The organism is Acinetobacter sp. AB03, assembly GCF_058107045.1.
The window spans coordinates 1,651,844-1,677,956 of sequence record NZ_JBUEBA010000002.1; the positions used below are offsets into that span (position 1 = coordinate 1,651,844).

At 42.4% G+C, this 26,113-nt stretch carries 24 protein-coding genes; 16 read left to right on the forward strand and 8 right to left on the reverse strand.

Translation table 11 applies throughout. From position 1 onward, the window contains the following. Positions 1-245: 245 nt before the first annotated feature. Complete coding sequence (gene vapC, locus ACY3FQ_RS08400; protein ID WP_000639719.1) at positions 246-641, reverse strand: type II toxin-antitoxin system tRNA(fMet)-specific endonuclease VapC; 396 nt, start codon at positions 639-641, stop codon at positions 246-248. Further along, positions 638-868, reverse strand: a complete 231-nt coding sequence (locus tag ACY3FQ_RS08405) for an antitoxin (RefSeq protein WP_000401521.1) — start codon at positions 866-868, stop codon at positions 638-640. The genes vapC and ACY3FQ_RS08405 overlap by 4 nt, the downstream gene beginning before the upstream one ends. Before the next feature lie 572 nt (positions 869-1,440). Here ACY3FQ_RS08405 and ACY3FQ_RS08410 point away from each other — a divergent pair. After that, the gene (locus tag ACY3FQ_RS08410) at positions 1,441-1,602 is read left to right on the forward strand and encodes a hypothetical protein (RefSeq protein ID WP_224216697.1); all 162 of its coding nucleotides are present in this window, start codon (positions 1,441-1,443) and stop codon (positions 1,600-1,602) included. A 209-nt stretch (positions 1,603-1,811) separates the two neighbouring features. Here the strand turns inward: ACY3FQ_RS08410 and ACY3FQ_RS08415 are convergent, their stop codons facing one another. From ACY3FQ_RS08415 to ACY3FQ_RS08430, 4 genes are all read right to left on the reverse strand, one after another. After that, positions 1,812-2,699, reverse strand: a complete 888-nt coding sequence (locus tag ACY3FQ_RS08415) for a DMT family transporter (RefSeq protein ID WP_489773844.1) — start codon at positions 2,697-2,699, stop codon at positions 1,812-1,814. Between the two features lie 277 nt (positions 2,700-2,976). Continuing rightward, positions 2,977-4,254, reverse strand: coding sequence for a DcaP family trimeric outer membrane transporter (locus ACY3FQ_RS08420; RefSeq protein ID WP_489773845.1), 1,278 nt, complete (start codon positions 4,252-4,254; stop codon positions 2,977-2,979). Between the two features lie 240 nt (positions 4,255-4,494). After that, a complete protein-coding gene (locus ACY3FQ_RS08425) occupies positions 4,495-5,862 on the reverse strand; it encodes an MFS transporter (RefSeq protein WP_058869586.1) in 1,368 nt (455 codons plus the stop codon). Between the two features lie 280 nt (positions 5,863-6,142). Next, the gene (locus tag ACY3FQ_RS08430; protein WP_005399482.1) at positions 6,143-7,057 is read right to left on the reverse strand and encodes a LysR family transcriptional regulator; all 915 of its coding nucleotides are present in this window, start codon (positions 7,055-7,057) and stop codon (positions 6,143-6,145) included. Positions 7,058-7,172: 115 nt separating this feature from the next. Between ACY3FQ_RS08430 and ACY3FQ_RS08435 the strand changes: the two genes are divergently transcribed. The 15 genes from ACY3FQ_RS08435 (at position 7,173) to accC (ending at position 21,760) form a co-directional block, all read left to right on the forward strand. Beyond that, on the forward strand, positions 7,173-8,282 hold the full coding sequence (locus tag ACY3FQ_RS08435; RefSeq protein WP_176537672.1) for a muconate/chloromuconate family cycloisomerase: 1,110 nt from the start codon (positions 7,173-7,175) through the stop codon (positions 8,280-8,282). 29 nt (positions 8,283-8,311) lie between these two features. Beyond that, positions 8,312-8,602 (forward strand): muconolactone Delta-isomerase, encoded by a 291-nt coding sequence (gene catC, locus ACY3FQ_RS08440; protein WP_005399484.1) that lies wholly within the window; start codon positions 8,312-8,314, stop codon positions 8,600-8,602. A gap of 146 nt (positions 8,603-8,748) precedes the next feature. Further along, positions 8,749-9,669: a catechol 1,2-dioxygenase gene (gene catA, locus ACY3FQ_RS08445; protein WP_489773846.1), complete on the forward strand. Its 921-nt coding sequence runs from the start codon at positions 8,749-8,751 to the stop codon at positions 9,667-9,669. A 78-nt stretch (positions 9,670-9,747) separates the two neighbouring features. Continuing rightward, entirely contained in the window at positions 9,748-11,145 is a 1,398-nt protein-coding gene (benA, locus tag ACY3FQ_RS08450; protein WP_004693190.1) for a benzoate 1,2-dioxygenase large subunit, read from the forward strand. Further along, entirely contained in the window at positions 11,142-11,651 is a 510-nt protein-coding gene (gene benB, locus ACY3FQ_RS08455; RefSeq protein WP_004979732.1) for a benzoate 1,2-dioxygenase small subunit, read from the forward strand. The genes benA and benB overlap by 4 nt, the downstream gene beginning before the upstream one ends. A 90-nt stretch (positions 11,652-11,741) precedes the next feature. After that, the gene (gene benC / locus ACY3FQ_RS08460) at positions 11,742-12,758 is read left to right on the forward strand and encodes a benzoate 1,2-dioxygenase electron transfer component BenC (RefSeq protein WP_125280077.1); all 1,017 of its coding nucleotides are present in this window, start codon (positions 11,742-11,744) and stop codon (positions 12,756-12,758) included. 15 nt (positions 12,759-12,773) lie between these two features. Beyond that, entirely contained in the window at positions 12,774-13,559 is a 786-nt protein-coding gene (gene benD / locus ACY3FQ_RS08465; protein WP_126036413.1) for a benzoate diol dehydrogenase BenD, read from the forward strand. Between the two features lie 54 nt (positions 13,560-13,613). Next, on the forward strand, positions 13,614-14,846 hold the full coding sequence (gene benE / locus ACY3FQ_RS08470; RefSeq protein ID WP_126036411.1) for a benzoate/H(+) symporter BenE: 1,233 nt from the start codon (positions 13,614-13,616) through the stop codon (positions 14,844-14,846). A 27-nt stretch (positions 14,847-14,873) separates the two neighbouring features. Then, complete coding sequence (locus ACY3FQ_RS08475) at positions 14,874-15,554, forward strand: 3-oxoacid CoA-transferase subunit A (protein WP_126036409.1); 681 nt, start codon at positions 14,874-14,876, stop codon at positions 15,552-15,554. Positions 15,555-15,567: 13 nt separating this feature from the next. Further along, on the forward strand, positions 15,568-16,221 hold the full coding sequence (locus tag ACY3FQ_RS08480) for a 3-oxoacid CoA-transferase subunit B (RefSeq protein ID WP_126036407.1): 654 nt from the start codon (positions 15,568-15,570) through the stop codon (positions 16,219-16,221). A gap of 102 nt (positions 16,222-16,323) precedes the next feature. After that, on the forward strand, positions 16,324-17,529 hold the full coding sequence (pcaF, locus tag ACY3FQ_RS08485) for a 3-oxoadipyl-CoA thiolase (RefSeq protein ID WP_489773847.1): 1,206 nt from the start codon (positions 16,324-16,326) through the stop codon (positions 17,527-17,529). A gap of 98 nt (positions 17,530-17,627) precedes the next feature. Next, the gene (gene pcaD, locus ACY3FQ_RS08490) at positions 17,628-18,404 is read left to right on the forward strand and encodes a 3-oxoadipate enol-lactonase (RefSeq protein WP_126036403.1); all 777 of its coding nucleotides are present in this window, start codon (positions 17,628-17,630) and stop codon (positions 18,402-18,404) included. A gap of 1,086 nt (positions 18,405-19,490) precedes the next feature. Continuing rightward, on the forward strand, positions 19,491-19,946 hold the full coding sequence (gene aroQ / locus ACY3FQ_RS08495; protein WP_126036401.1) for a type II 3-dehydroquinate dehydratase: 456 nt from the start codon (positions 19,491-19,493) through the stop codon (positions 19,944-19,946). Between the two features lie 16 nt (positions 19,947-19,962). Next, a complete protein-coding gene (accB, locus tag ACY3FQ_RS08500) occupies positions 19,963-20,382 on the forward strand; it encodes an acetyl-CoA carboxylase biotin carboxyl carrier protein (protein ID WP_004979753.1) in 420 nt (139 codons plus the stop codon). A gap of 16 nt (positions 20,383-20,398) precedes the next feature. Continuing rightward, entirely contained in the window at positions 20,399-21,760 is a 1,362-nt protein-coding gene (gene accC / locus ACY3FQ_RS08505; protein WP_005399493.1) for an acetyl-CoA carboxylase biotin carboxylase subunit, read from the forward strand. Between the two features lie 63 nt (positions 21,761-21,823). Here the strand turns inward: accC and ACY3FQ_RS08510 are convergent, their stop codons facing one another. Together ACY3FQ_RS08510 and uca are read right to left on the reverse strand one after the other, a co-directional pair. After that, complete coding sequence (locus tag ACY3FQ_RS08510; protein WP_010326667.1) at positions 21,824-22,291, reverse strand: hypothetical protein; 468 nt, start codon at positions 22,289-22,291, stop codon at positions 21,824-21,826. A gap of 211 nt (positions 22,292-22,502) precedes the next feature. After that, positions 22,503-26,108, reverse strand: coding sequence for an urea carboxylase (gene uca, locus ACY3FQ_RS08515; RefSeq protein WP_489773849.1), 3,606 nt, complete (start codon positions 26,106-26,108; stop codon positions 22,503-22,505). Positions 26,109-26,113: the final 5 nt, after the last annotated feature.

Consider the following 26,113-nt stretch of genomic DNA (forward strand, 5'->3'; position numbering starts at 1 on the left):
GATTAATGAGAGCGCGATTATAGGAAGACCAGTTGGTTGTACGATAAGTTTTAGGAGTAGGTTTATTCATTTTGAAATTATAGGACGGAATAAACCTTATAGGCTAGGTTTGTGCAACAAAGCCTTTTTATCATATTAAAAATGAAATCTCTGATTCAAAGTTAAAATTTTCAAAAGCTGTATCCATTTAACATAAATCTCTTATACGAATTCTAGCCCTGCATAGGGCGGGCTAGATATAGCGATTAGACCCAATTCTCTAGCTTCAGACCATCAATTCGTTCAAATTCTTTTGTATTGTTCGTAACTAATACAACATCCAATGCCAAAGCATGAGCAGCGATCAGCATATCTAAGCTGCCAATCGGTTTACCTGTAGATTGAAGATTCTGGCGTAATTTGGCGTAATGCCAAATCGCCTGTTCATCGTAAGGAAGAATCTCTAAAGGTGACAAAAACTTGTTTAACGCCTGTTTATTGCGTTCAGATCCAGACTTCTCTACACCAAAAGCCAGCTCAGATGCCGTGATACTCGAAATCGCAAGCTGGCCGAGTTGATATTGCTTAAAGCGCTCAAAAACTTGTTGAGGCTTATTGTTGATGACATAGATACAAATATTTGTGTCTAAGAGGTAAATCATCTGAACTCCTCACGGAGCTGTTCGCCTTGATCAGCTCGCTCCAATTGGAATCCAACCTCAAACTCATTTATTGCTTCTAACATGACATCCCAAGGATTGTCGATGGGCATGAGTAATACACCACGACCGAAGCTTTTGATGGCCACTTCCGTGCCATTAAAGCGAAAGGCTTTAGGCAAGCGAACAGCCTGACTGCGACCAGTTTGAAATACTTTTGCAATTTCCATAATTACCTCCCGAAACCAAGATATATATCATTGATATATATCTTAACATTAAATCTTGTAAAGTCAAAGTGAAATTAAAATCATAAGGCAATAAAAAAGCCCGACATCCTGTCGGGCTTTTTCATATCGGGGTGCTCGTCTTACTGATCTCGTGCTGCCCATTCCTTGCGCTATTTTCTTATTCTTGTTTTCTGGAAACATCCAGTTCCCTTATGTATTCATCATAGGGCTAATGCTTTGGATTACCAATCCTCAAAAATCTTAAATTCATGTAAGTTTTAGCTTACAAAGTTGGCCTATTTTATCCCAAGAGTTGGATTATTTCTAATGATTCAGTATGTATAAAATTCATGAGTGGTATTTTAAATATAAGATGATTTTTATTTTCAAGTGATAGGACTCTGAAAACAAGTTACTGATATCTACATAGTGTGTCACACAGGCTTTAGACTATAACAGCCCTGAGCAATTCTGCTTCATCTGTTATATTTTTTTAATCTTGTTTTTGTATCTGTTTCATCGTTCTTTTGCTTTGCATAATGTACTCATCACCTCAGTTGAGTGCAGTAACCATGAAAGATCTAGACTCAAAAAAACCAGCGAAATATGCGGATAGTTCAATTTCAGATAAAGCATTTAAAAACATGATTATCTGGTTTGCGATTTACTGTGGGCTTTTTTGCATAGGAGTGATTTTCTTTGTCGGTGCCGATCAAAACTACCTACTCAAATAAAAATCCGAAGTTTGTTGCACTGATATAGACATCTAAATTTTAGCCTCAGAATTGAATTCCACGAGAAGAACACATTTTGGAGATTAAACCTAGACATGGGTTTAATCTCTATTTTTTGAGTTGAATCCCAATAAAATGGCACTAACATTATATTTTGAATGGTTAATGTCATTACAGTTGAATGACAGGGGCTGTATAAAGATCAGACTTTAGGCCCAAATTACTAAAAATGCCGCAATCACTACCAATACAATACCGAGATGTTCAGCACGTGCTAGCTTTTCTTTAAAGAAGTAGGCTGAAATCAACATACTAAAAATAATCTCAACCTGCCCCAAAGTTTTTACAATGGGCACGGACTGCATACTCATGGCACTAAACCAACCCAGTGACGCCAAAAAACTACATAAGCTGACACGAAATGTAAGTCCTATACGCTGCCACATGGCCCATAATGTTGCACGGCGAAATATACCCAAATACATTAAAAGTAAAAAGCACTGTGTTCCAATCACCATTAAGAGCACCCAAGCTGCACGGTGAATAAACGGTAAATTTGTTAGTTCTAAACTGGCCTCACGTACCAAGAGCGAGGTAATGGCAAAACATAAACCACTACCAATACCGATACATAAGGTTTGTACTGAAAAATCAGAAAAGTCCCGCCCTTTAGACATTAAAAAAACTGCGAAGCCTCCCACGGCAACCCCAAACCAGCCTAAAAGGCTTAAATGGTCGGATAAAAAGACTACAGCAATAATCGCAGCAAGTACCGCCTCACTTTTAGCAAGCCCCACCCCAATCGCATAATTTTTTTGCTTAAAAAGCTGAACCATCAATGCTGTTGCTGCAATTTGGCTCAACGCTGCAATAAGCACATAAATAGCAAAACGGAGATTGAACTGGATGGACTCTGTCACAGGTTGGAAATGGTAAAGACAACTGATGTAAATCAGTGCTAAAGGTAGAGCAAAGATGAACCGCGCTAGAGTCACGCCATAAACATCTACAGTAGTACTGAGTTGCTTTTGAAAAGCGTTGCGCCAAGCCTGCATAAAAGCGGCCATAAGCGTAAAAAGAATCCATGTTATTGTCATCAAGTACTCTATATACAGTTACTTACCTCACCTAATGTAACCCGTTGATGGCAGCACATGTGCTTTATTTTCATGATTTATTCTTATGTGACAAATAACTTAAGTTCTGATGAGACTTCTATTATTGCATTACATTCGCAGCTTTTGCTCAAAACTGAGTATGGATTAAATTAAACGGCAAAACATAAGAAGCCGAAGGGGTTATCCTTCGGCTTCTATGCGAAATTTCACTTCATTCTATACATATCAAAGCGAAAACCGGTTATCACTTCAAGTATTAGAAGTTATAAATCGCAACCAAGTTCACACGGTTGTCTTCACCTTTCTTACTGCCATTTGCCGCAGGTGCAAATGCTTCACGCTCACCGTAAACATACTCGACGCCAAGGCTAACAGGCTGAACTGGGCTATAGAATAAATTGCCCCATGCTTGCCATAAGTTTTTATTGATTTTGGTATCATCCGCTACAGCATCAAGGTAGTCCTGATTTTTATCAAAAGTCATATAACCATAAGCCAATGTGCCGCGTAATTTGTCGTTAAACTTTTGTGTTAAACCGACAGTAATTGAGTCAAATTCACTTTGTTCAATACTTGTGCCTGTTGCAACTACACCAGGGTTTGTAAAGGATACAAAGCTGCTATCACCTTTGACATGGTAGTAATCCGCTTTCACAGAAGTCACAGGGGTGATGTCAAATTTGGCACCAACACCTACGCCATACGCCCACTCTTCCTGATTTTGAATTCGTTTTTCATGCGCCATTGCACGTCCACTAACTGAAAGTGCATCATTAAACTTATGATTCAGTCGTCCTGTAAATGCAGGCATACGTTGGCTCATGCTGGCATCTTTCGGGTCTTCCACAGCTGCGACTAAGTTAGTATTTGGCGTGAATTTATGGGTATAACGCACTTGAGGGGTACGTTTAATTGAAGCACCCACATAAGCCAAAGCATCAATCGTTTCAGGGATATAATCTGGAGTCGCAAAGTTTGACCACGTTTGACCAATTAGCCAGTTACCATAGTTTAAATACGCATGACGAATACGTAAATTATCAAGGTTTGAACCGCCTAAAAAGTCGACCTCAATTTTGGCATTTAAGTTCTGATCGGCGACTGGTGCTTTAAAGTCCAAACCTAATCGCGTTGCTGAAAGGGTTGATCTTAAACGATCGCTATTTTCAGCATTTCCTTCTAAAGGTACGCTATTGATTTGGTTATAAGGCATGTCTTTGCTACCGCCTTCAGCTTGGTACGATGCGTCCATTCGAACATTACCGTATAAGTTGAACTCTGCCCCACCTTTGGTCAAACCTAAACCCGTTTTTTCAACCGTTTTTGGCGTCGTCAACACTTGACGTTCAACAGTGCTCAATTGAACAGCTTGCTGCTGTTGTTGCTGCGTATTCTGTTGAAGCATTTGTTTTAACGCATTAATTTCATTTCTAAGTTGCTCAATCTCTGCCGTCGTATTGCTTTGTGCATGTAATGCTGCACTAGTTAACATAGATAAAGTGACAACTAAAACGTTCTTCTTAAATTGTTTCATTTAACACGGGTCCTGTGTATTTAAGTCTGTCCTGACTTTTACTCTTTAATATTTAGCTCTCTTTTTCATCGCTGTTTTCTAACGCAATGCATTTCTTTTAATACTTTAAAATGAAACTTTTTATCGCATTAAAAATCGCGTTAAAAAACAACTTCTAAAAAGCAAATTGATTTTAACAGTTCATACAGTTTTTGAAATGAGCCTACTACTAATGCACTAGACTCATGGGTTCAATATTATTTAATTGGCTGTCGATTTAACTGCATCAAACACTTGTTTTGATTTGGTTTTTTCACCATCTACAGACACTTTCAAGTTGACCATAAACACTGCCAAAGCCGCAATTACACCAGGTATCGCAATCACGAGAAAATTCATTTGATGTGGCAACTCAAAAGTTAACAATGCACCTGTTAATACTGGTCCAACAATTGCGCCAATGCGTCCTATGCCTGAAGCCCAGCCCATACCTGTAGAGCGCACAGCAGTTGGATAGAACTGTGCGACAAAGGTATACAGTAGAATTTGTGAACCAATGGTTGCTGCGCCTGCAATCGCAATTAAACCGTACAGCACCATTTGTGGACTGTTGAAACCGAGTAGAATCAGCGCAATAGCACCCACGGTGAACATGGTTGTCAAAACTGGTTTTAAGTGGAAACGGTCTGCGAGCGCACCACCGCCAATCGCTCCAACCATACCGCCAATATTTAAAGCAAATAAGAAAATCATACTTGCACCAAGCGAATAGCCTGCTTGAATCATTAGTTTTGGTAACCAGCTTCCAAGCGCATAGACCATGAGTAAGCACATAAAGAATGCCACCCAAAACATCATGGTGCTAAAGGTACGGCCTTGTTGGAACAATGCCTTTAATGGAGCGTCATCACCAGCAACAGGTTCGTTGAGCTTAAATGTCGTTTCTGGCTGAATCGCTTGCTCCGGTGCAATTTTTTGCACAATTTCACGGACTTTTTCAGTTTCACCCTTTTTAGTCAGGAACATTAAAGACTCAGGTAGAAACTTCCAAAGAATCGGCAAAGCCAGAAATGGAATGATGGCGATATAGAACATGATTTTCCAACCATAGTCTGTTACCAACCATGCACCCAGTAAAGCTGACGTCATGCCGCCAATAGCATAGCCACTGAACATAACCGCAACGAGTGTGCTACGAATACGCTTCGGAGCATATTCAGTCATGAGTGCGACCACGTTTGGCATCACCCCACCAATGCCAAGTCCCGCAAGAAAACGTAAAATACCAAACTCAATAGGATTACTTGCAAATGCGCCTAGAAAGGTGAAGCCACTAAAAATAGCCACACAAATCATAATGGTCTTTTTACGGCCCAATTTGTCAGACAACGTACCAAAACTCATCGCACCGAACATCATGCCAAACAAGGCTGTACTCGCAAGTAAACCTGCTTGTACTGCACTGAGTCCCCACTCTTGCATCAGAAGTGGCAATGCCACGCCATAGATGACTAAATCATAACCGTCAAAAATAATAATCAGTAGACACCAAATGAGTACACTCCAATGAAAGGGCGTAAATTTGGCTTCATCGACCACCGTGTTGATGTTAACTGGATTTGTATTCACTTTAAGCCTCCTGCTTGCGAATGTTTGTTGCTGTGCACATTGCAGCAAAAGTAGCTTTCTTGTCCAAAACCGAATAACTCTATATTTATACCTTTAAGGTCGGTTAAGGTTTTTATTGTTTTAAATAAATAGCTTATATAACCCATGATTGCAGTGAGAGACAGAAAATAAGCAAAACCAAGCGATTATGACTATAAAAAAAGCCATCTCCAAGGATGGCTGAAATGGCTCGTTTTAAAATGTAGACTTTCAAAGTATCGTGGAATTTAAATCCCCAAGTTTAGATAAATGCACGGTCATATTTGATTGCTTCAAGGTCATAGACCTGATAAATACAATCAAATAATGAACGAATGTCCTCACTTTCATCCATGGAACGAATAGCCAGGAAAATGGGGCTAGTCGCTGCATCATCTAAGATTGGAATATAGTTCAAATGCGGGAGTTGAATGGTTCGTGCACTTTCTGGAACTACACAGATTCCTTCTCCAGCAGCAACCAACCCCAATGCCAACTGTATTTCACGGACTTCTTTTAAGTGTTTGGGTTCCAGCCCATATTCGGAAAACAGCCCTTGGACTTGAGTAGAAAAGTTTGGCTTGGGATGACTTGGATAAAGAAATAAGTTCTGATCGACCAAGTCCGACAAGTACACGCCTTGTTTTTGTGCCGTTAAAGGATGACTCGAATGTGCCGCCAACATCAACGGTTCTTCACGCAGTAAAACCCGACGCACAGCAGGATCTGAAATACGTAAGCGTCCAAAACCAACATCAATCCGCCCTTCTTTTAAGGCCTGAATTTGGTCTTTGGTACTCATTTCAATCAATTCTATTTTTAAATGCGGTTGCTGTTGGCGAAATAAATACACAATTTTAGGCAATAACCCATATAACAACGATCCCACAAAGCCCATGGTCACCGTTTTTTCAACCAAGCCTACACGCTGTGTCATGGCTTTGACTTCTTCGGCATTAGACAAAAGTTTAACCGCATGTTGATAGAAGAATTGTCCTGCTTCCGTGGTCTTGAGTGGGCGGCTGCCACGTTCAAATAATTGCACCCCCAATTCAGCCTCTAGATTTTGTATCTGGCGGCTTAAAGGAGGCTGTGCAATGAATAATTTTTCAGCAGCTTTGGTAAAACTCTGCTCTTCTACAACAGCTACGTAGTAGCGGAGGTGTCTCAATTCCATGACTATTTATACCTTTAAGATATATTAAAATGCTAATTTGATCTTCGACAGTTCATATTTATTCTTTTAAGGTATATCAAATCAGGTACACAACGCAAGGCTGCGCAGAGTTAAGATGTATAAATCTATAGAAACCTTACTCGTCGAAATCCCCACTATTCGCCCACACAAAATGGCGGTAGCGACTATGCAAACGCAAACGCTTGTCTTGGTGAAAATCAGCACTGAAGATGGCTTTGTCGGTTGGGGTGAAGCGACAACAATTGGTGGACTGGGCTACGGTGAAGAAAGTCCAGAAAGCATTAAGACCAATATTGAAACTTATTTTGCACCTTTATTGAAATCCCTTAAAGCTCAAAACATCGCACAAACTATGCGTGCTTTAAAAAAGAATATTAATGGTAACCGTTTTGCTAAATGTGCAATTCAAACGGCTCTACTCGATATCCAAGCACAACGTTTAGATTTACCCCTTTCTGAAGTATTGGGTGGCCGTTTACGTGACAGCTTACCTGTACTTTGGGTGTTGGCATCTGGCGACACTGAAAAAGATATTGCTGAAGGCCGAAAAATGATTGAGGCAAAACGCCACAATATTTTCAAACTTAAAATCGGTTCACGCCGTGTAGAAGAAGATGTTGAACATGTTCTTGCGATTAAACAAGCACTGGGTTCAAACATTTCCATCCGTGTCGATGTGAACCGTGCATGGTCTGAGCTAGATGCGATTAAGGGTATTCAACTCCTACAAAATGGTGGTGTTGACCTGATTGAACAGCCGTGTGCGATCGACAACATTGATGCGATGCAGCGTTTAACACGACGTTTTGATCTTGCCATCATGGCGGATGAATCGCTCATGGGACCAAGCTCAGCCTACCGTTTAGCCAAAACCAATGCTGCCTCTGTTTTTGCAGTCAAAGTGGCTCAGTCTGGTGGACTAATCGAAGGTCATGAAGTGGCGAAGATTGCCAACTTAGCAGGCATAGATTTGTATGGCGGAACCATGCTTGAAGGTGCAGTCGGCACGATTGCTTCGGCACATTTGTTCTCGACTTTTGAAAATTTAGCTTATGGCACCGAGCTATTCGGCCCACTGCTTTTAACCCAAGATATTTTAAAAACCCCACTTCAATATACTGACTTCGCTTTGCATCTACCCCAAGGAAAAGGACTCGGTATTGAATTGGACGAAAACAAGATTGACCAGTTGCGCCGCGCTTAAGCGACGTCTTAACCCTTTAGGAGTTACACATGCTTTTTCACGTACGTATGGATGTAAACATTCCACTGGATATGCCTGCTGAAACTGCCAGTGAAATTAAAGCAGTCGAAAAAGCATATTCGCAAGAGCTACAAGCTCAAGGCAAATGGCGACATATTTGGCGTATTACAGGTCAGTACTCAAACATCAGCATTTTTGATGTAGACAGCAATGAAGAGCTACACAACATTTTGCAAGGTTTACCTCTGTACCCGTATATGAATATTGAAGTGATGCCTTTAAACCGACATCCATCTTCTATTCGCGAAGATGATCGTTAATTAAATGGTCGAATAGAAACAGCTGAATCACTGACATCTAATCTACGATCCAGTGAAGGATATTAACAAGGAACGTGGCAGCTAAGCTTTTAAAGAAATCAATAAAGCTAGCCACCACACAGCAAACATACTTAAGGAGCAATAGTATGAATCGTCAACAGATTGATGCATTAGTCAAAACAATGAATGTGGATACAGCAACAGGTTCTGTAGACGCACGTACTCAACAAATTGTGGTTCGTTTATTGGGTGATTTATTCCAAGCGATTGAAGACTTAGATTTGAGCCAAACTGAAGTTTGGAAAGGTCTTGAATACTTTACGGATGCGGGTCAAGCCAACGAACTTGGTTTACTTGCGGCTGGTCTTGGTCTTGAACACTACCTCGACTTACGTGCAGATGAAGCCGATGCCAAAGCAGGCATTACAGGCGGAACACCACGTACCATCGAAGGTCCTTTATACGTAGCTGGTGCACCTGAATCGGTTGGTTTTGCGCGTATGGATGATGGTTCTGAAGAAGGCAAAATTCCGACTTTAATTATTGAAGGGACAGTGACTGACACTGATGGTCAGATTATTGAAGGTGCAAAAGTTGAAGTGTGGCATGCCAATAGCTTAGGCAACTACTCTTTCTTCGATAAGTCACAATCAGACTTCAATCTACGTCGTTCAATCATTAGCGACCAAGATGGCAAATACGTTGCTCTCACCACGATGCCTGTTGGTTATGGTTGCCCACCAGAAGGGACAACTCAATTTGTATTGAACAAGTTAGGCCGTCACGGTAACCGCCCTTCGCACGTACATTACTTCGTATCTGCACCAGGCTACCGTAAGTTAACTACGCAATTTAACATTGAGGGTGACCAATACCTGTGGGATGACTTTGCATTTGCAACACGTGAAGGCTTAGTGGCTACCGCTGTCGATATTACCGATGAAGCTGAAATTGCGCGCCGTGGTTTAACTGGTCCATTCAAACACATTCAATTCAATGTTGAACTGGTGAAAGACCAAGCGGCTGCACCATCAACTGAAATTGAACGTCGTCGCGCTAGCGCTTAATTACCCTTGGAACCGAAATAGCCACTGCAAAGTCGCATTTCGGGGACTTCCTCACTTTTGGAAAGTCGGAGAACGGACATGCCACGTATCCCAGTTATTAATACTAGCCATCTCGATCGTATCGATGAATTACTTGTCGACAACTTTGAAACAGGCGAATTCAAACTTCATCGTTCAGTGTTTACTGATCAAGCCCTTTTTGACCTAGAAATGAAGTATATCTTCGAGGGTAACTGGGTTTACTTGGCACATGAAAGCCAAATTCCAAATAACAATGACTATTACACGACGTATATTGGCCGTCAGCCTATTCTGATTGCACGTAACCGTAATGGTGAACTCAATGCCATGATCAATGCCTGTTCACACCGTGGTGCACAGCTTTGTCGTAATAAACGTGGCAATAAAGCAACCTATACATGCCCTTTCCACGGTTGGACATTTAACAACTCTGGCAAACTTTTAAAAGTTAAAGATCCAGCAGATGCAGGTTATTCAGACTGTTTTAACCATGAGGGTTCACATGATCTGAAAAAAGTTGCACGTTTTGGCAACTATAAAGGTTTCTTGTTCGGTAGCTTAAATCCGGATGTTCCCTCTTTAGAGGAATACTTAGGCGAAACCAGCAAAATCATTGACATGATTGTGGATCAGTCTGAACAAGGTCTTGAAGTTTTACGTGGCGCGTCTACCTACACTTATGAAGGCAACTGGAAACTCACTGCAGAAAATGGCGCAGATGGTTATCACGTTTCTGCAGTGCACTGGAACTATGCAGCGACCACTCAACAACGTAAAGAAAAACAAGCGGGTGACAACATCCGTGCCATGAGCGCAGGCGCTTGGGGCAAACAAGGCGGTGGTTCATACGGTTTTGACAATGGTCACATGCTGCTTTGGACACAGTGGGCGAATCCAGAAGACCGTCCAAACTTCCCGAAAGCCGACGAATACTCTGAAAAATTTGGCGAAGCAATGTCGAAGTGGATGATTGAGCGCTCACGTAACCTTTGTCTTTATCCAAACGTCTATTTGATGGATCAGTTCGGTTCACAAATTCGCGTACTTCGCCCAATTTCAGTCAATAAAACTGAAGTCACGATTTACTGTATTGCCCCTGTAGGCGAAAACGCGGAAGCACGTACACGCCGTATTCGCCAATATGAAGACTTCTTCAATGCCTCAGGTATGGCTACACCCGATGATTTAGAAGAATTCCGTGCATGCCAAGCGGGCTACGCAGGCATTGAGCTGGAATGGAATGATATGTGCCGCGGTTCAAAACATTGGATTCATGGCCCAGATGATGCTGCCAATGAAATTGGTCTAAAACCAAAACTTTCAGGTGTAAAAACTGAAGATGAAGGCCTTTACCTTGCACAGCACCAACACTGGTTAGACATGATGAAAATTGCAATAGCCAATGAAAAAGCACTGGCTGTTGAAACTGCAAATGAACAAGGAGAAGTGGCATGAATGCTCCTACAACACTCAACACCGTGAGCATCGAACAAATCAGTCAGTTTCTGTATCAAGAAGCACGCTTTTTAGATGATGAACAATGGGACGATTGGCTTGCATGTTATGCCCCTTCTGCATCGTTTTGGATGCCTGCATGGGATGACGACGATACCTTGACTACAGATCCGCAGTCTGAAATTTCCCTGATTTACTACCCAGACCGCCAAGGTTTAGAAGACCGTGTGTTCCGCATTAAAACTGAACGCTCTTCTGCGACCATGCCAGACACACGTACTTGTCACAATGTGAACAATATCGAAGTGATTGAGCGTGATGGCGATAAAGTTACCGTCCGTTTTAACTGGAATACGCTGAGCTTCCGCTACAAAACCAGTTATAGCTACTTTGGTATGTCACGCTATGAAATCGATTTTTCAGGTGAAAAACCACAAATTTTAAGCAAATACGTAGTACTGAAAAACGATTACATCAACCAAGTGATTGATGTTTATCACCTCTAAGTTTTAGCCACACATCCTTAGTATGCTTTCAGCCAAATGGAGTTTTGGCTGAGAGTTCCAAGTTTCAACGTTTTTAAAGGATATTCAGCCATGTCAAACCACAATGTTGCACTTCAATTTGAAGATGGCGTAACGCGTTTTATTACCGTGACTCAAGGTGAGTCTTTATCAGATGCCGCTTACCGCCAAAAAATTAACATTCCGCTAGACTGCCGTGATGGTGCATGTGGGACTTGCCGCGCTTTTTGCGAATCTGGTAGTTATGACATGCCTGAAGAGACGTATATTGAAGATGCGTTAACACCAGAGGAAGCCGAGCAAGGTTATATTTTGGCTTGCCAATGCCGCCCAAGCTCGGATGCCGTATTTCAAATTCAAGCTTCATCTGAAGTCTGCAAAACCGAAATTCATCAGTACCAAGGTACTTTAGTCGCTGTTGAAAACTTATCAGAATCGACCATTACTTTTGATATTCAGCTTGATGAAGGTCAACCTGATATTCACTTCCTTGCTGGTCAATATGTCAACGTCGGAATTCCAGAGACAGCAGAAACTCGTTCCTATTCATTTAGCTCAAAACCAGGCAACCGTTTAACGGGCTTTGTGGTACGTAATGTGCCGAATGGCAAAATGAGTAGCTTTTTAAGTGGTGCTGCCAAAGCCGGTGACAAAATGACTTTTACTGGTCCATTTGGTAGCTTTTACCTGCGTAATGTGGTTCGTCCTGTCGTCATGCTTGCAGGCGGTACAGGGATTGCCCCTTTTATGTCTATGCTGCAGATTTTAGAAGAAAAAGGGGCTGAACACCCTGTTCGTTTGGTGTTTGGTGTTACCAATGACTTCGACTTAGTTGCTTTAGAACAACTCAATGCCCTCCAAGCTAAACTGCCATGGTTTGAATACCGTACTGTGGTTGCAAGTCCAGACTCTGCACATGAGCGTAAAGGCTATGTGACTGGTCATATTGACAATGAATGGCTCAATGGCGGTGATGTTGATGTCTACCTTTGTGGTCCTGTCCCTATGGTTGATGCCGTTCGTGGTTGGTTAGATAGCGAAGGTGTAAAACCTGCAAACTTCCTGTTTGAAAAATTCTCTGCAAACTGATTGGGGCCACTTATCATGTCTGATCGTCAAAGATTTTTAAACAAAGTAGTGATTGTGACTGGTGCCGCTCAAGGCATTGGTCGCGGTGTTGCACTCCAAGTGGCTGATGAAGGTGCGCAAGTTGTCTTAGCCGACTTATCTGACTATGTCGATGAAACATTAGCAGAAATTGAAGCACATCAAGGCGATGCAATAACAGTCAAAGCCAACCTTGAAACCTTCGCAGGTGCTCAAAGTGTTGTAGACAAAGCACTTGAAGTCTATGGCCGTGTCGATGTGCTCATCAACAACGTCGGCGGTGCAATTTGGATGAAACCTTTTGAAGAGTTTTCTGAAGAAGAAATCATCAAAGAAGTGAATCGCTCATTATTTCCAACGCTGTGGTGTTGTCGTGCTGTTTTACCTGAAATGATTAAAAATCAGAAAGGTACGATTGTAAATGTGTCTTCTATAGCGACTCGTGGCATTAACCGTGTGCCCTATTCGGCCTCCAAAGGTGGGGTTAATGCCCTTACTGCATCACTTGCTTTTGAGCATGCCAAAGATGGGGTCCGAGTGAATGCAGTTGCGACAGGTGGAACCGAAGCACCGCCGCGTAAAGTGCCACGTAATGCAAATCCACTGTCTGAAAATGAAAAACTGTGGATGCAACAAGTGGTCGATCAAACCATTGATCGTAGTTTTATGAACCGTTATGGCACGATTCAGGAACAAGTGAATGCGATTGTATTCCTTGCTTCAGATGATTCGTCATATATGACAGGTACAGTTGTTCCTGTCGGCGGTGGCGATCAAGGCTAATTGATCGTTACATTACTTTTATATACAGGATCATGTCTGCATGGAGGCAAATGAATGGCTACCCTGTTTAAAACTTTGAAAGAAGATTGGTCTATTTCAGCCACTGTCGCAGGATTTTTGGCGGTGCTGATTTCCTATTCAGGACCACTCATTATCTTCTTTCAGGCTGCGCAACAAGCTCAGGTTTCCCCGACCATGATGATTTCATGGATTTGGGGTATTTCTATTGGAGCAGCTGTGGCAGGGATCTTTCTATCCATTAAGTTTAAAGTCCCTGTAATTACCGCATGGTCTGCGCCGGGTACGGCTTTGTTGGTCACGCTGTTTCCGAATATTAGCCTGAATGAAGCTGTAGCCGCTTATATCACCTCAGCTGTGGTGATTCTTCTGATTGGGATCAGTGGTTACTTCGATAAATTGTTGAAATGGATTCCGCAGTCGGTGGCTGCTGGGATGATGGCAGGTATTCTATTTCAGTTTGGTTTAGGTCTGTTTAGCGCAACTAACAGTATGCCGATTATTGTGTTTAGCATGCTGTTTGTCTTTTTAGTCGCAAAACGAATTTCACCACGTTATAGCATGCTTTGGGTACTGCTTTCAGGTGTGGCCTTGAGCTTTGGGCTTGGTGAAATGAATGCGGTGAGCTTAGATGTCCAACTTGCTATTCCTCAGTTCATCAGCCCTGAATGGACTTGGCACTCAACCTTAAACCTTGCCCTGCCTTTGATTTTAGTCAGTCTGACGGGACAGTTTTTACCGGGCATGGCCATCATGAAACTGAGTGGTTATGACATGCCTGCCAAGCCGATTATCACCACCACCAGTATTGCGTCTTTAGCTGTTGCATGTGTAGGTGGCATTACCATCGTTTTGGCGTCAATTACGGCTGCACTGTGTATGGGCAAAGATGCGCATGAGTTAAAAGAAAAGCGTTATATCGCAGGCGTTGCTAACGGCATTTTCTATATTTTAGGTGGTTTGTTTGCAGGCAGTATCGTTCTGCTCTTCAGCTTGCTACCAAAAGAGCTTGTTGCCGCATTGGCTGGCTTGGCCTTATTGGGTGCGATTTCAACCAATATAGCTGTCGCCATGAAAGATGAATCTCAACGAGATTCTGCCCTCATTACTTTTTTAGCTACAGCTTCAGGTATACACTTTTTGGGTCTAAGTTCCGTTTTTTGGGGCATCGTTATTGGTTTAACTGCGCATCTAATTTTAACCAAACGCAGCCCTGACGTTTCAGCTTTAGCTTCAACTCCAAGCTCCAATTCAAGTTCCAAAAGTTAATTGGTACGCTATGCCTAGGACAATATTATGATTGATAAAAGTTCAGCTTCTTTAACAGAAGCACTTTCGCAAATAAAGGACGGCTCAACCATCATGATCGGTGGTTTTGGCACCGCAGGACAACCTGCTGAACTGATCGATGGCTTAATTCAACTCGGTATCAAAGACCTCACCATTGTCAGCAACAATGCTGGTAATGGCGACTATGGTTTAGCCAAGCTCCTCAAAGCGGGTGCTGTGAAAAAAGTCATATGTTCGTTTCCGCGTCAGTCCGACTCTTGGGTCTTCGATGAACTCTATCGTGCAGGCAAAATCGAATTGGAACTGGTACCACAAGGCAACTTGGCCTGTCGTATTCAAGCCGCAGGCATGGGGTTGGGCGCAGTCTTTACCCCAACAGGTTATGGCACCTTATTGGCCGAAGGAAAAGAAACCCGTCACATCGACGGGAAAGATTATGTGTTGGAATATCCAATCAAAGCCGACTTTGCCCTGATTAAAGCCCAGCAAGGCGATCGTTGGGGCAATCTGGTCTACCGCAAATCGGCACGTAACTTTGGCCCGATTATGGCCATGGCCGCAGGTGTAACCATTGCGCAAGTTTCTGAAGTGGTAGAACTGGGTGAATTAGACCCTGAACACATCATCACCCCAGGTATTTTTGTTCAACACGTGGTGCAGGTTCAACCTGAACCAGTTGCTGTGTAATCGGGAGAACATCATGAGCTATCAAAAACTCAACCGCAACCAAATTGCAGAACGTGTGGCACAAGATATTCCCGATGGTGCGTATGTCAATCTTGGGATTGGTTTACCGACCAAGATTGCCAGCTACCTCCCTTCAGACAAAGACGTTTTCTTGCATTCTGAAAATGGTTTATTGGCTTTTGGTCCACCGCCTGAAAAAGGTCAAGAAGATCCTGAGTTGATTAATGCAGGTAAAGAATATGTGACCATGCTGCAAGGCGGTAGCTTTTTCCATCACGGGGATTCTTTTGCCATGATGCGTGGTGGTCACTTAGATATTGCAGTATTAGGTGCCTTTCAAGTGGCAGCCAATGGTGACTTGGCTAATTGGCATACCGGCGCGCCGGATGCGATTCCAGCTGTCGGTGGTGCGATGGACTTAGCCGTTGGTGCCAAGAAAGTCTTTATTACGACCGACCATGTGACCAAACAAGGTGAACCAAAGATCGTGGCTGAACTGACTTATCCAGCGACAGGTTTGAAATGTGTCGATCGTATCTACACTGACCTGTGTGTGATTGATGTCACTGCTGAAGGTTTAAAAGTGATTGAAAAAGTCGACGGTCTAAGCTTTGCAGAATTACAGGCAATGACCGGTGCAGCTTTAGTGGATGCGACGCAGGGATAATTAATCCCTCTTGCGAAGCAGTGCTTCTCACCCTTTGAAAAAGGGAGGATTTTCCCCCTTTAGTAAAGGGGGATCAAGGGGGATTCAAAGGGAAAATGAAATATGAAAAACGCTTACATTATTGACGCTATTCGCACCCCATTCGGACGTTATGCAGGTGGACTCGCTCCAGTGCGTGCCGATGACTTGGGTGCGGTGCCAATTCAAGCCTTGATGCAACGTAATCCAAGTGTAGATTGGAAACAGGTGGATGACGTGATCTACGGCTGTGCCAACCAAGCGGGAGAAGATAACCGTAATGTTGGTCGTATGTCGGCACTCCTTGCAGGTTTACCTGTTGAAGTTCCTGCCACGACTGTGAATCGCTTATGTGGTTCATCACTCGATGCGATTGCCATGGCAGCCCGTGCGATTAAAGCAGGTGAAGCCGATCTGATCATTGCAGGTGGTGTGGAAAGTATGTCTCGTGCACCTTTTGTCATGGGTAAATCAGAAACCGCGTATGGCCGTAGCCAGAAGATTGAAGACACCACCATGGGCTGGCGTTTTATTAATCCTAAGCTCAAAGCAATGTATGGTGTAGACACCATGCCGCAAACCGCGGAGAACGTAGCACAACAATTTAATATTGATCGCCTAGATCAAGACCAGTTTGCCTTGGCGAGTCAACAGCGCACCGCAACCGCGCAAGCTCAAGGCTTTTTTAAACATGAGATCATCCCTGTGAATATTCCACAGCGTAAGGGTGATCCGATGGTGATCGACACGGATGAACATCCACGTGCATCGACCACCTTGGAAGGTTTGGCTAAACTCAAGCCAGTTGTGACAGCAGAAGGCACCGTTACTGCGGGGAATGCTTCAGGCATCAATGACGGTGCGGCTGCTGTACTGATTGCTTCAGAACAAGCGATTCAAGAGTACCAGCTTAAACCGCGTGCCAAAATTATTGCTTCAACAGCAGTGGGTGTAGAACCGCGCATCATGGGCTTTGCGCCAGCACCTGCCATCAAAAAGTTACTCAAACAAGCCAATTTGACATTAGAGCAGATGGATGTGATTGAGCTGAATGAAGCCTTTGCTGCACAAGCACTGGCGGTAACGCGTGACCTTGGTCTAGCGGATGATACGACTCAGGTAAATCCGAACGGTGGTGCGATTGCAATTGGTCATCCACTGGGTGCATCGGGTGCGCGTTTAGTCACCACAGCCTTAAACCAATTAGAACAAACTGGTGGCACTTATGCCTTGTGTTCAATGTGTATTGGTGTCGGTCAAGGCATTGCAATGATTATTCAGCGCGTTTAACCCTTCTTATGATCTGACGTGGTGTTTCTGCTCATAACACTTTTGCTGATAACAACAGTGGAAACACTCAAAATTTTTAATGAATTAAGGAAAAGCATATGCCAAGTTTTACTTCAAATAATGCCGAAATTCACTATCAGACCTTTGGTGCCCCCCAAAATCCCGCGATCGTTTTTTCAAACTCGCTAGGCACAAACTTCAACATGTGGAAACCACAAATTACTTTTTTCCAGAAAAACTATTTTGTGATTTGCTATGACACTCGCGGGCATGGTCAGTCTTCTTCGCCTCAAGGGCCTTATGATATTGAACAACTTGGTCTAGACCTGATACATTTATTGGACCATTTAAACATTGAGAAAGCCATTTTTTGTGGCATTTCAATGGGCGGACTTACAGGACAGTGGTTAGTCATTCATAAACCTGAACGTTTTCACCGTGCCATTGTATGCAATACCTCAGCCAAAATTGGCAATGAACAAGCATGGAATGATCGCGCGTCATTAGTACGTACCCAAGGTTTAGAACCCATTGCATCGACGGCTGCGAGCCGTTGGTTTACCGAACCCTTTATCCAAAGCAACGCAGCAACTGTAGCAGCGCTTTCAAACGACTTAGGTGCTGGCAGCCCAGAAGGTTATGCGAGTTGCTGTGAAGCTTTGGCTAAAGCGGATTTACGTGAAAAACTCGAAAGTATTCAAGTGCCTTTACTTGTGATTGCAGGGCGTAAAGACCCCGTAACAACAGTCTCAGATGCACAGTACATGGTGAATCACATCCGAAGTAGTGCCCTATTTGAAATCGATGCCTCTCATATTTCAAATATCGAACAGCCCAAAGCCTTCAATCAGGCCATCTTAGACTTTATTGCTTAATGATCTAGATCTGAACGCAAAACAGCCCAACATGGGCTGTTTTTTTCCTATTAAAAAAAATGATAGGAGTGCGTAAAAATAGTTATTATAAAGATGTTGGCTTTGGCTCATTCTATTTCTCCTCTTAAAATCATCAAAACTCAAAAAATTGTATATAAAACAAACTGAAATTATTATGATTTCAAAATCATATCTTCGGAATTTCACTTATTGCCAATCCTAAACTCACTAGATCCCATCATGTATAGCCACATCTACCCAGTTAAAATGAGCAAAATAGCCAATCGTTTTGTTTTATAAATTTTCTCGCACAGCAAAAGCCAATACTCAACAAGAGGATATTTTTTCAGTACATTCTGCTACTCAGCAATTTTTCTACAGTTTTTTGCTTATTTAACGGCAAAATTTTTCAGTGAAGAGGATGCTGAAAAACACCGTTAGAAACCTGAATTTTCCTTTTACTGTTTCAAGTTTTTCAGTTTTTTTCTAAAAGATCATGGCATCAGCTAAATAGACCTTAACAACAGACAAAAGCGTCCATCTACACTTTAATGTAACAAGTTAATGTTTTAATTGATGAAAGTGATATTTTTCAAGTTCAATATTGATCCAATAAAGCTTAGCAACTGAATTGATCATGGTCGTCAAGCCAACCAAAATAGATAGAATAAATTGATCAGATCATGTACAGATACAAACCATATCAAACTTCAGCTTTATTTTGATATACAGTTTAGTTACATAAGAAATGATCTAGATCTGATGTAGAGTGAGCTACCGACTAAGAAGTCTAAGTTGACCTCTTTTCAGGACTCGAGTTGTACCTGTGGCATAAAACGGAAACAAATATGCTGCTTTTGGTCAATTTGGCTTACAATGTAAAAAAGAGTAATAATCCGAAAATTTGTAATCTTTTAACATTGTCAATTCCTTGCAAAATTTACATTATATTGCCGAAGTTTGGCACTAAGCATCTACGTCAATTCAAACAAACTATAAAAAAAATGTAGAACTTTATGCCATAATACGCAAACTTTGCAGCCATCTTGCAAAGATTTATTGCAATTTATAAATGGAGCAAGCTAAATGAGTTCGACCATTTTGGTTATTCATGGACCGAATCTAAATTTGCTAGGAATGCGCGAACCAGAGGTCTATGGTTCTCTAACGCTGAACGACATCAATCAGCAACTCATTGTACAAGCTGAAAATGCTTCAATTTCTCTCGATACTTTCCAAAGTAATTGGGAAGGTGCCATTGTCGACCGTATTCATCAAGCCCAAGCGGATGGTGTCCAATTTATTATTATTAACCCTGCTGCACTCACGCATACCTCTGTTGCTCTACGTGATGCCCTGCTTGGTGTAGCCATCCCATTTATTGAAGTTCATTTATCAAATGTTCATGCGCGCGAAGCGTTTAGACATCATTCATATTTATCAGATAAAGCCGTTGGCGTTATTTGTGGCTTAGGTGCTCAAGGTTATAGCGCTGCACTCAATTACGCTCTCACTAAAATTCAATCCTCTACGCAATCATAATTAGGAATACTGTCACATGGATATTCGTAAAATCAAGAAACTCATCGACCTGATGATTGAGTCTGACTTACAAGCGATTGAAGTTAAAGAAGGCGATCAATCGATTGCTCTAACTCGTCGTAGTCCAGTTGTTGCAGCTGGTGCTCCTGTTGCTATGGCAGCTCCTGTTGCTCAGGCTCCAGCGGCTAAAACACCACGTGGTGCTGTAGAAACTTCTCCAATGGTTGGTGTGTTCTACGCTGCTCCAAGCCCAGGTGAAGCGCCATTTGTTAAAGTCGGTCAAACCATCACTGCTGGTGAAACACTTGGTATTATCGAAGCAATGAAAATCATGAACCCGATTGAAGCAACGCAAAGCGGCGTGGTTGAAGAAATTTTAGTGAAAAACGGCGAAGTGATCCAATTCGGTCAACCATTATTCCGCTACCGCGCGTAATAGACGGGGACTTATAATGTTGCAAAAAGTTTTAATTGCAAACCGTGGTGAAATTGCCCTGCGCATCACCCGTGCCTGCAAAACTTTAGGGATTAAGACTGTAGGGATCTATTCAGATGCCGACAAAGACTTAATGCACCTACGTTTTGTAGACGAAGCTGTATGTATTGGACCGGGTGCGAGCAGTGAAAGCTACTTGAATATTCCTGCCATTATTACAGCAGCTGAAATATCAGGTGCAGATGCCATTCACCCAGGTTATGGCTTCTTATCAGAAAATGCTGAATTTGCTGAAATTGTAGAAAACTCAGGTTTCATTTTTATTGGACCACGCCCTGAACATATTCGTTTGATGGGTAACAAAGTTTCTGCAATTACTGCAATGCGTAAAGCAGGTGTTCCAACTGTACCCGGTTCTGCAAATGCAGTTACACCGCAAAATGCGCTGGCTGAAGCTAAAGAAATTGGTTTCCCATTGATCGTGAAAGCTGCTTCTGGTGGTGGTGGTCGTGGTATGCGTATTGTAGAACGTGTCGACACCCTGCTTGAATCCGTTCAAGCCGCACAGCGTGATGCTGAAATGTGGTTTGGCGATGACACGGTGTATATGGAACGTTTCCTACAAACACCTCGTCACGTTGAAGTTCAAGTTCTTGCCGACGGTAATGGCCACGCGATTCACCTGTATGACCGCGACTGCTCTTTACAGCGTCGCCATCAGAAAGTGTTAGAAGAAGCGCCAGCGCCAAACTTACCTGAACAAGCACGTGCTGACATTTTAGAAGCTTGCGTAAATGCTTGTAAATTAATGCAGTACCGTGGTGCAGGTACATTCGAGTTCTTGTTTGAAGATGGTGAATTCTTCTTTATTGAGATGAATACACGTGTTCAAGTTGAGCACCCTGTAACTGAAATGGTGACAGGTATCGACATTATTGAACAACAGCTCCGCATTGCTGGTGGCTTAGGTCTTGAAATTGAACAAGATCAAGTTGAAGTCAAGGGCCATGCGATTGAATGCCGTATCAATGCTGAAGATCCAACGACCTTCTTACCTTCACCGGGTAAAATTGAGAATTTTTATGTGCCAGGTGGTGCAGGTATTCGTCTTGATTCACATATCTATCAAGGCTATAGCATTCCGCCATACTATGACTCGATGATTGCAAAGCTGATTGCACACGGTAAGGATCGTAAAACATCACTTGCTCGTATGCGTCAAGCGCTTGATGAAATGATTTTGACCGGTATTAAAACCAATATTCCATTGCATAAAGATTTGATTCTTCAAGATGAAAAATTCTGTGAACAAGCGATGGATATTCACTACCTTGAAAAGCACTTGTTAAAGCAAATTGAAGGCAATCAAGATAAATAATTGTCTTGATCCTCAAATAAAAAACCGCGATAAATCGCGGTTTTTTATTTATAAAACAATTAATTAAGGCAGCACACGACGTAGCGTTGCAAAGCATTGTTGTGCTTTATCATTGGCACAAAAATTAATAGTCGATGGACTTTGCCATTTCACAAAATACTGAGACATTTCACCAGTCTGGTCTTCTTGAGATCCAGAGCAATCCACTTGGTTATTATCAAATTTGACTTGTAAAATCAAAGCAGGTAATTGCACATTTTTGTCGGTTGATGGCTGGTAATCATAAATTCCCGTAGACCATTCTTCCCCACTTTTAATCACAACATCACTATTACTTTTAAAATTATAGTATTCAACGCATTTACGATTATTTGGAATTTCCATTCCCCATAAGCCCACAATTTCAGGGCGAGTCGTTACACGAATATTATTTTGATTTGATGCTTGAGTATCTTCAGCCTGACTTGGCGTATTTGCCATAAGCACTGATGAAGTTAACATGAATAACATGCCGAGTAATGTTTTTTTCATACAAGCCATAATGTTTTTAAGCGTCTCACTAAATTAGCATATTTTGATTCAAAACATCATTTTATAACCATTTCATAACAATCTATTTTTTGTTATGGGTTGCAATCTTAATTTAACAAAACGATTTATTGTCAGCACTAGATAAATTCTCCTTTCAGAATCGAAAAAAGACCGCTTAAGCAGTCTTTTTTGTATTTCTTGATATTTGAGTTTAGGCTACAGGTGCCAGTGTAAACAGCACCTGACCTGTTTTTACCGTTTGCCCTTTTTCAATGGTAATGGTTTCAACCTTCATCCGCTCAGGTGCAATAATGGGAATTTCAATTTTCATGGCTTCAATCACGGCCAAAGTTGCCCCTTCTTCCACAATGTCTCCAGAGGTACATTCAATTTTCCAAATAGAACCCGGCATGTGCGACTCGACTGCACAGCCACCTTCAGGAATTTGAATTTCACTGTCATCTAACACAGCATCTAGGCTTTCAGAAACATATTCAGCCAAACCAGCCTCATGCCAGCGACGGCGTTCCTCTTCAAAGTTCGTTTGCTGTACCGCTTTAAAACTCGAAATGGATGCCGCATTTTCAATGAGGAAGTCATTATATTCTTTTAGGTTTAAAACCCCATCTTCTACGTGAAGCTTTAAGCGCCCCGCTTTAAAGTCTTCCCGCATTTGCATCAGTTCTGTTTCAGACACTTCATAAAATTTAATTTGATCAAAGAAGCGCAGTAGCCATGGCTTATCCTGTTCAAAGTCGGGATTTTTGCGGTAACGACTCCACATTTGGGTTGTACGCCCAACAAACTGATAACCGCCTGGGCCTTCCATGCCATAGACACACATATACGCGCCACCAATGCCGACTGCATTTTCAGGCGTCCATGTACGTGCAGGATTATATTTGGTAGTTACTAAACGATGACGTGGGTCCAGCGGCGTTGCCACAGGTGCACCCAAGTACACATCCCCCAAACCCATCACCAAATAATTGGTGCTGAATACGATATCCTTCACTGCTTGCTTTGAGTCTAAACCATTGATACGACGAATAAACTCTACATTGTCAGGACACCACGGCGCATCTGGACGTACTGTTTGCATATAACGTTCAGTCGCCAACTGAGTTTGCGAATCTTCCCAAGCCAAAGGCAAATAGACTGTGCGCGATGGGACTTCCATTGCGGTCACATCAGGCAATTCATTTTCTGCTTGCTGTAAAAGGCACAATAAATGTTTTTGATCTAGCACCAATGAATCAAAATGAATTTGCAGTGAACGAATACCCGGTGTTAAGTCTATAATCCCTTCGATACTTTGGTCTTTAACCCATTGCATTAAAGCATGAATACGGAAGCGTAAATTGAGATCTAAAACCAACTCTCCATATTCAACCAACAGATAACTATTACCTGCGGGACGATAGCTTACATCAGGTCTAGCGTCCTCACCTTTTAATCTCGCTAAAACGGCATCTGATAAGGTCTCCATTTCAGCATGAAAGCTTGGAGAAAATTCTACATTTTCAGTCGTATCCGCTGTTAACGCTGCGCTATATTTTTGATTTAATACTTGTGCTTGATCATAAGAAATTGGGATAAATTTAACTTTATCGCCCGCTTTAAGCTGACCAATTTTCCATAGTTCTGAGCTAACCACCACCGCTGGGCAAACGAAACCGCCCAAGCTCGGACCATCGGGTCCTAAAATAATTGGCATATCTCCAGTGAAGTCAATCGCGCCAATGGCATAAGCATTATCATGAATATTCGAAGGATGTAGTCCTGCCTCACCACCATCGGTACGCGCCCATTCAGGTTTTTCACCGACTAAACGAATGCCTGTACGACTTGAGTTAAAGTGAATTTCAAATTCTTGCTCAAAGAAGCGCTCAATATCGCGTTTGGTGAAAAAGTCAGGCGCTCCATGCGGTCCGTACATCACGGCAATGTCCCAAGTCTGGCTAAAGCTCGGCACCTGTGCTGCACTGAGTGCAACAGTTTCTACCGAGCTATAAGCCGTAATAGGCAACATATCTCCAATGAGTAAATTGCGTCCTGCATGACCACCAAACTGACCTAAAGTAAAAGTTGCTTGTGAGCCTAAGTATCTAGGTACATTAAGTCCGCCTTTAATGCCAATATAACTGCGACAACCTGTGGTGATTTTACCTGTCTTAAGAATTTGCCCTTTTTTAACATTAAGGGTCTGCCACATGGCAACGTCGACACCATCCAATGTCGCAAGCATGTCGCCACCCGTAATCACGATTTGGCTGTCACAATGGAATTTTAAAGTTGGGCCTTGTAATGTACATTCTAGCCCTGCGGTATTAAATGGATTCCCCAATAATTGATTAGCGACATTTAAAGACAAAGGATCAATCGCACCTGATGGTGGCACTCCAACATCCCAGTACCCCAAACGACCATTGACGTCTTGTATTGACGTTTGAATACCTGATTGTAACACCTCAACTTTTTGAGTTTTCCACTCAAAAGTATTTAAGAAACGTGTAGTCTGTGTCCCTGCTTTAAACACTTCACAGTCAATAATGTTTTGTAAATACTCAAGATTAGTTTCAATTCCTGCCACTGAGGTTTTTGCCAAAGTATCGCTCATGGCTTGAATTGCACTTTCACGATTTTCGTGAGTCACAATGATTTTGGCAATCATTGGATCATAAAAGGAAGACACGTTTGAACCTGTTTCTACCCATGTTTCATTACGCGCTTGCGGATCAAACTCGACATAAGTCAATAACCCAGCACTGGGTTGAAAATTCTTAATTGGATCTTCAGCATATAAACGGACTTGGATCGAATGGCCTTTAGGTGCAAGTGTATCTGTTGGCGCAGTCCAGTCACCGCTACCTAAAGTAACCATCCATTCCACAAGGTCTACAGCAAATACTTGCTCGGTCACGCCATGTTCAACTTGCAACCGTGTATTCACCTCTAAGAAATAGAATTGCTGGGTGTCTGTATCCATCACAAACTCAACCGTACCTGCCGAACGGTAATCCACTGACTGCATCAATTGAATCGCAATACCCTGAATATAATCACGTTGTCCATCATTTAAATGCGGTGCTGGGGTCTCCTCGATTACTTTCTGGTTACGGCGCTGTACTGAACAGTCCCGCTCTCCCAAAGCCAAAACCAAACCTTGGCCATCACCAAAAATTTGGACTTCAATATGACGCGCATTTTCCACAAACTTTTCTAAATACAAGCCTGCATCTTTAAAGTTCGCTTGTGCCAAATAAGATACCGTTGCATAAGCATCTTTAAGCTCTGTTTCGTTCCACACCAAACGCATACCAATACCACCGCCACCTGCGGTACTTTTCAGCATCACGGGATAACCGATACGCTTTGCTTCGATCAGTGCTTCCGCTTCGTCTGCTAAAAGTTGGCTACCCGGTAACAATGGCACATTCGCCTGAATGGCAAGTTCACGCGCAGTATGCTTTAAGCCAAAACTACGCATTTGTGCAGATTTCGGCCCTAGAAACACGATGCCCTGTGACTCACACAAATCACAAAACTCCGCATTTTCAGACAGGAAACCATAGCCTGGATGAATGGCTTCAGCACCTGCTTCTTTCGCGACCTGTAAAATTTTTTCAATATTTAAATAACTTTGACTGGCTGGGCTATCACCAATAAATACCGCTTCATCAGCCAAAGTCACATGTAAGGAATCACGATCTGCTTCTGAATACACCGCAACAGACTGAATGCCTAAATTCTTTAATGTACGAATTACTCGGCAGGCAATTGCACCACGGTTGGCAATGAGAACTTTTTTAAACATGCTGA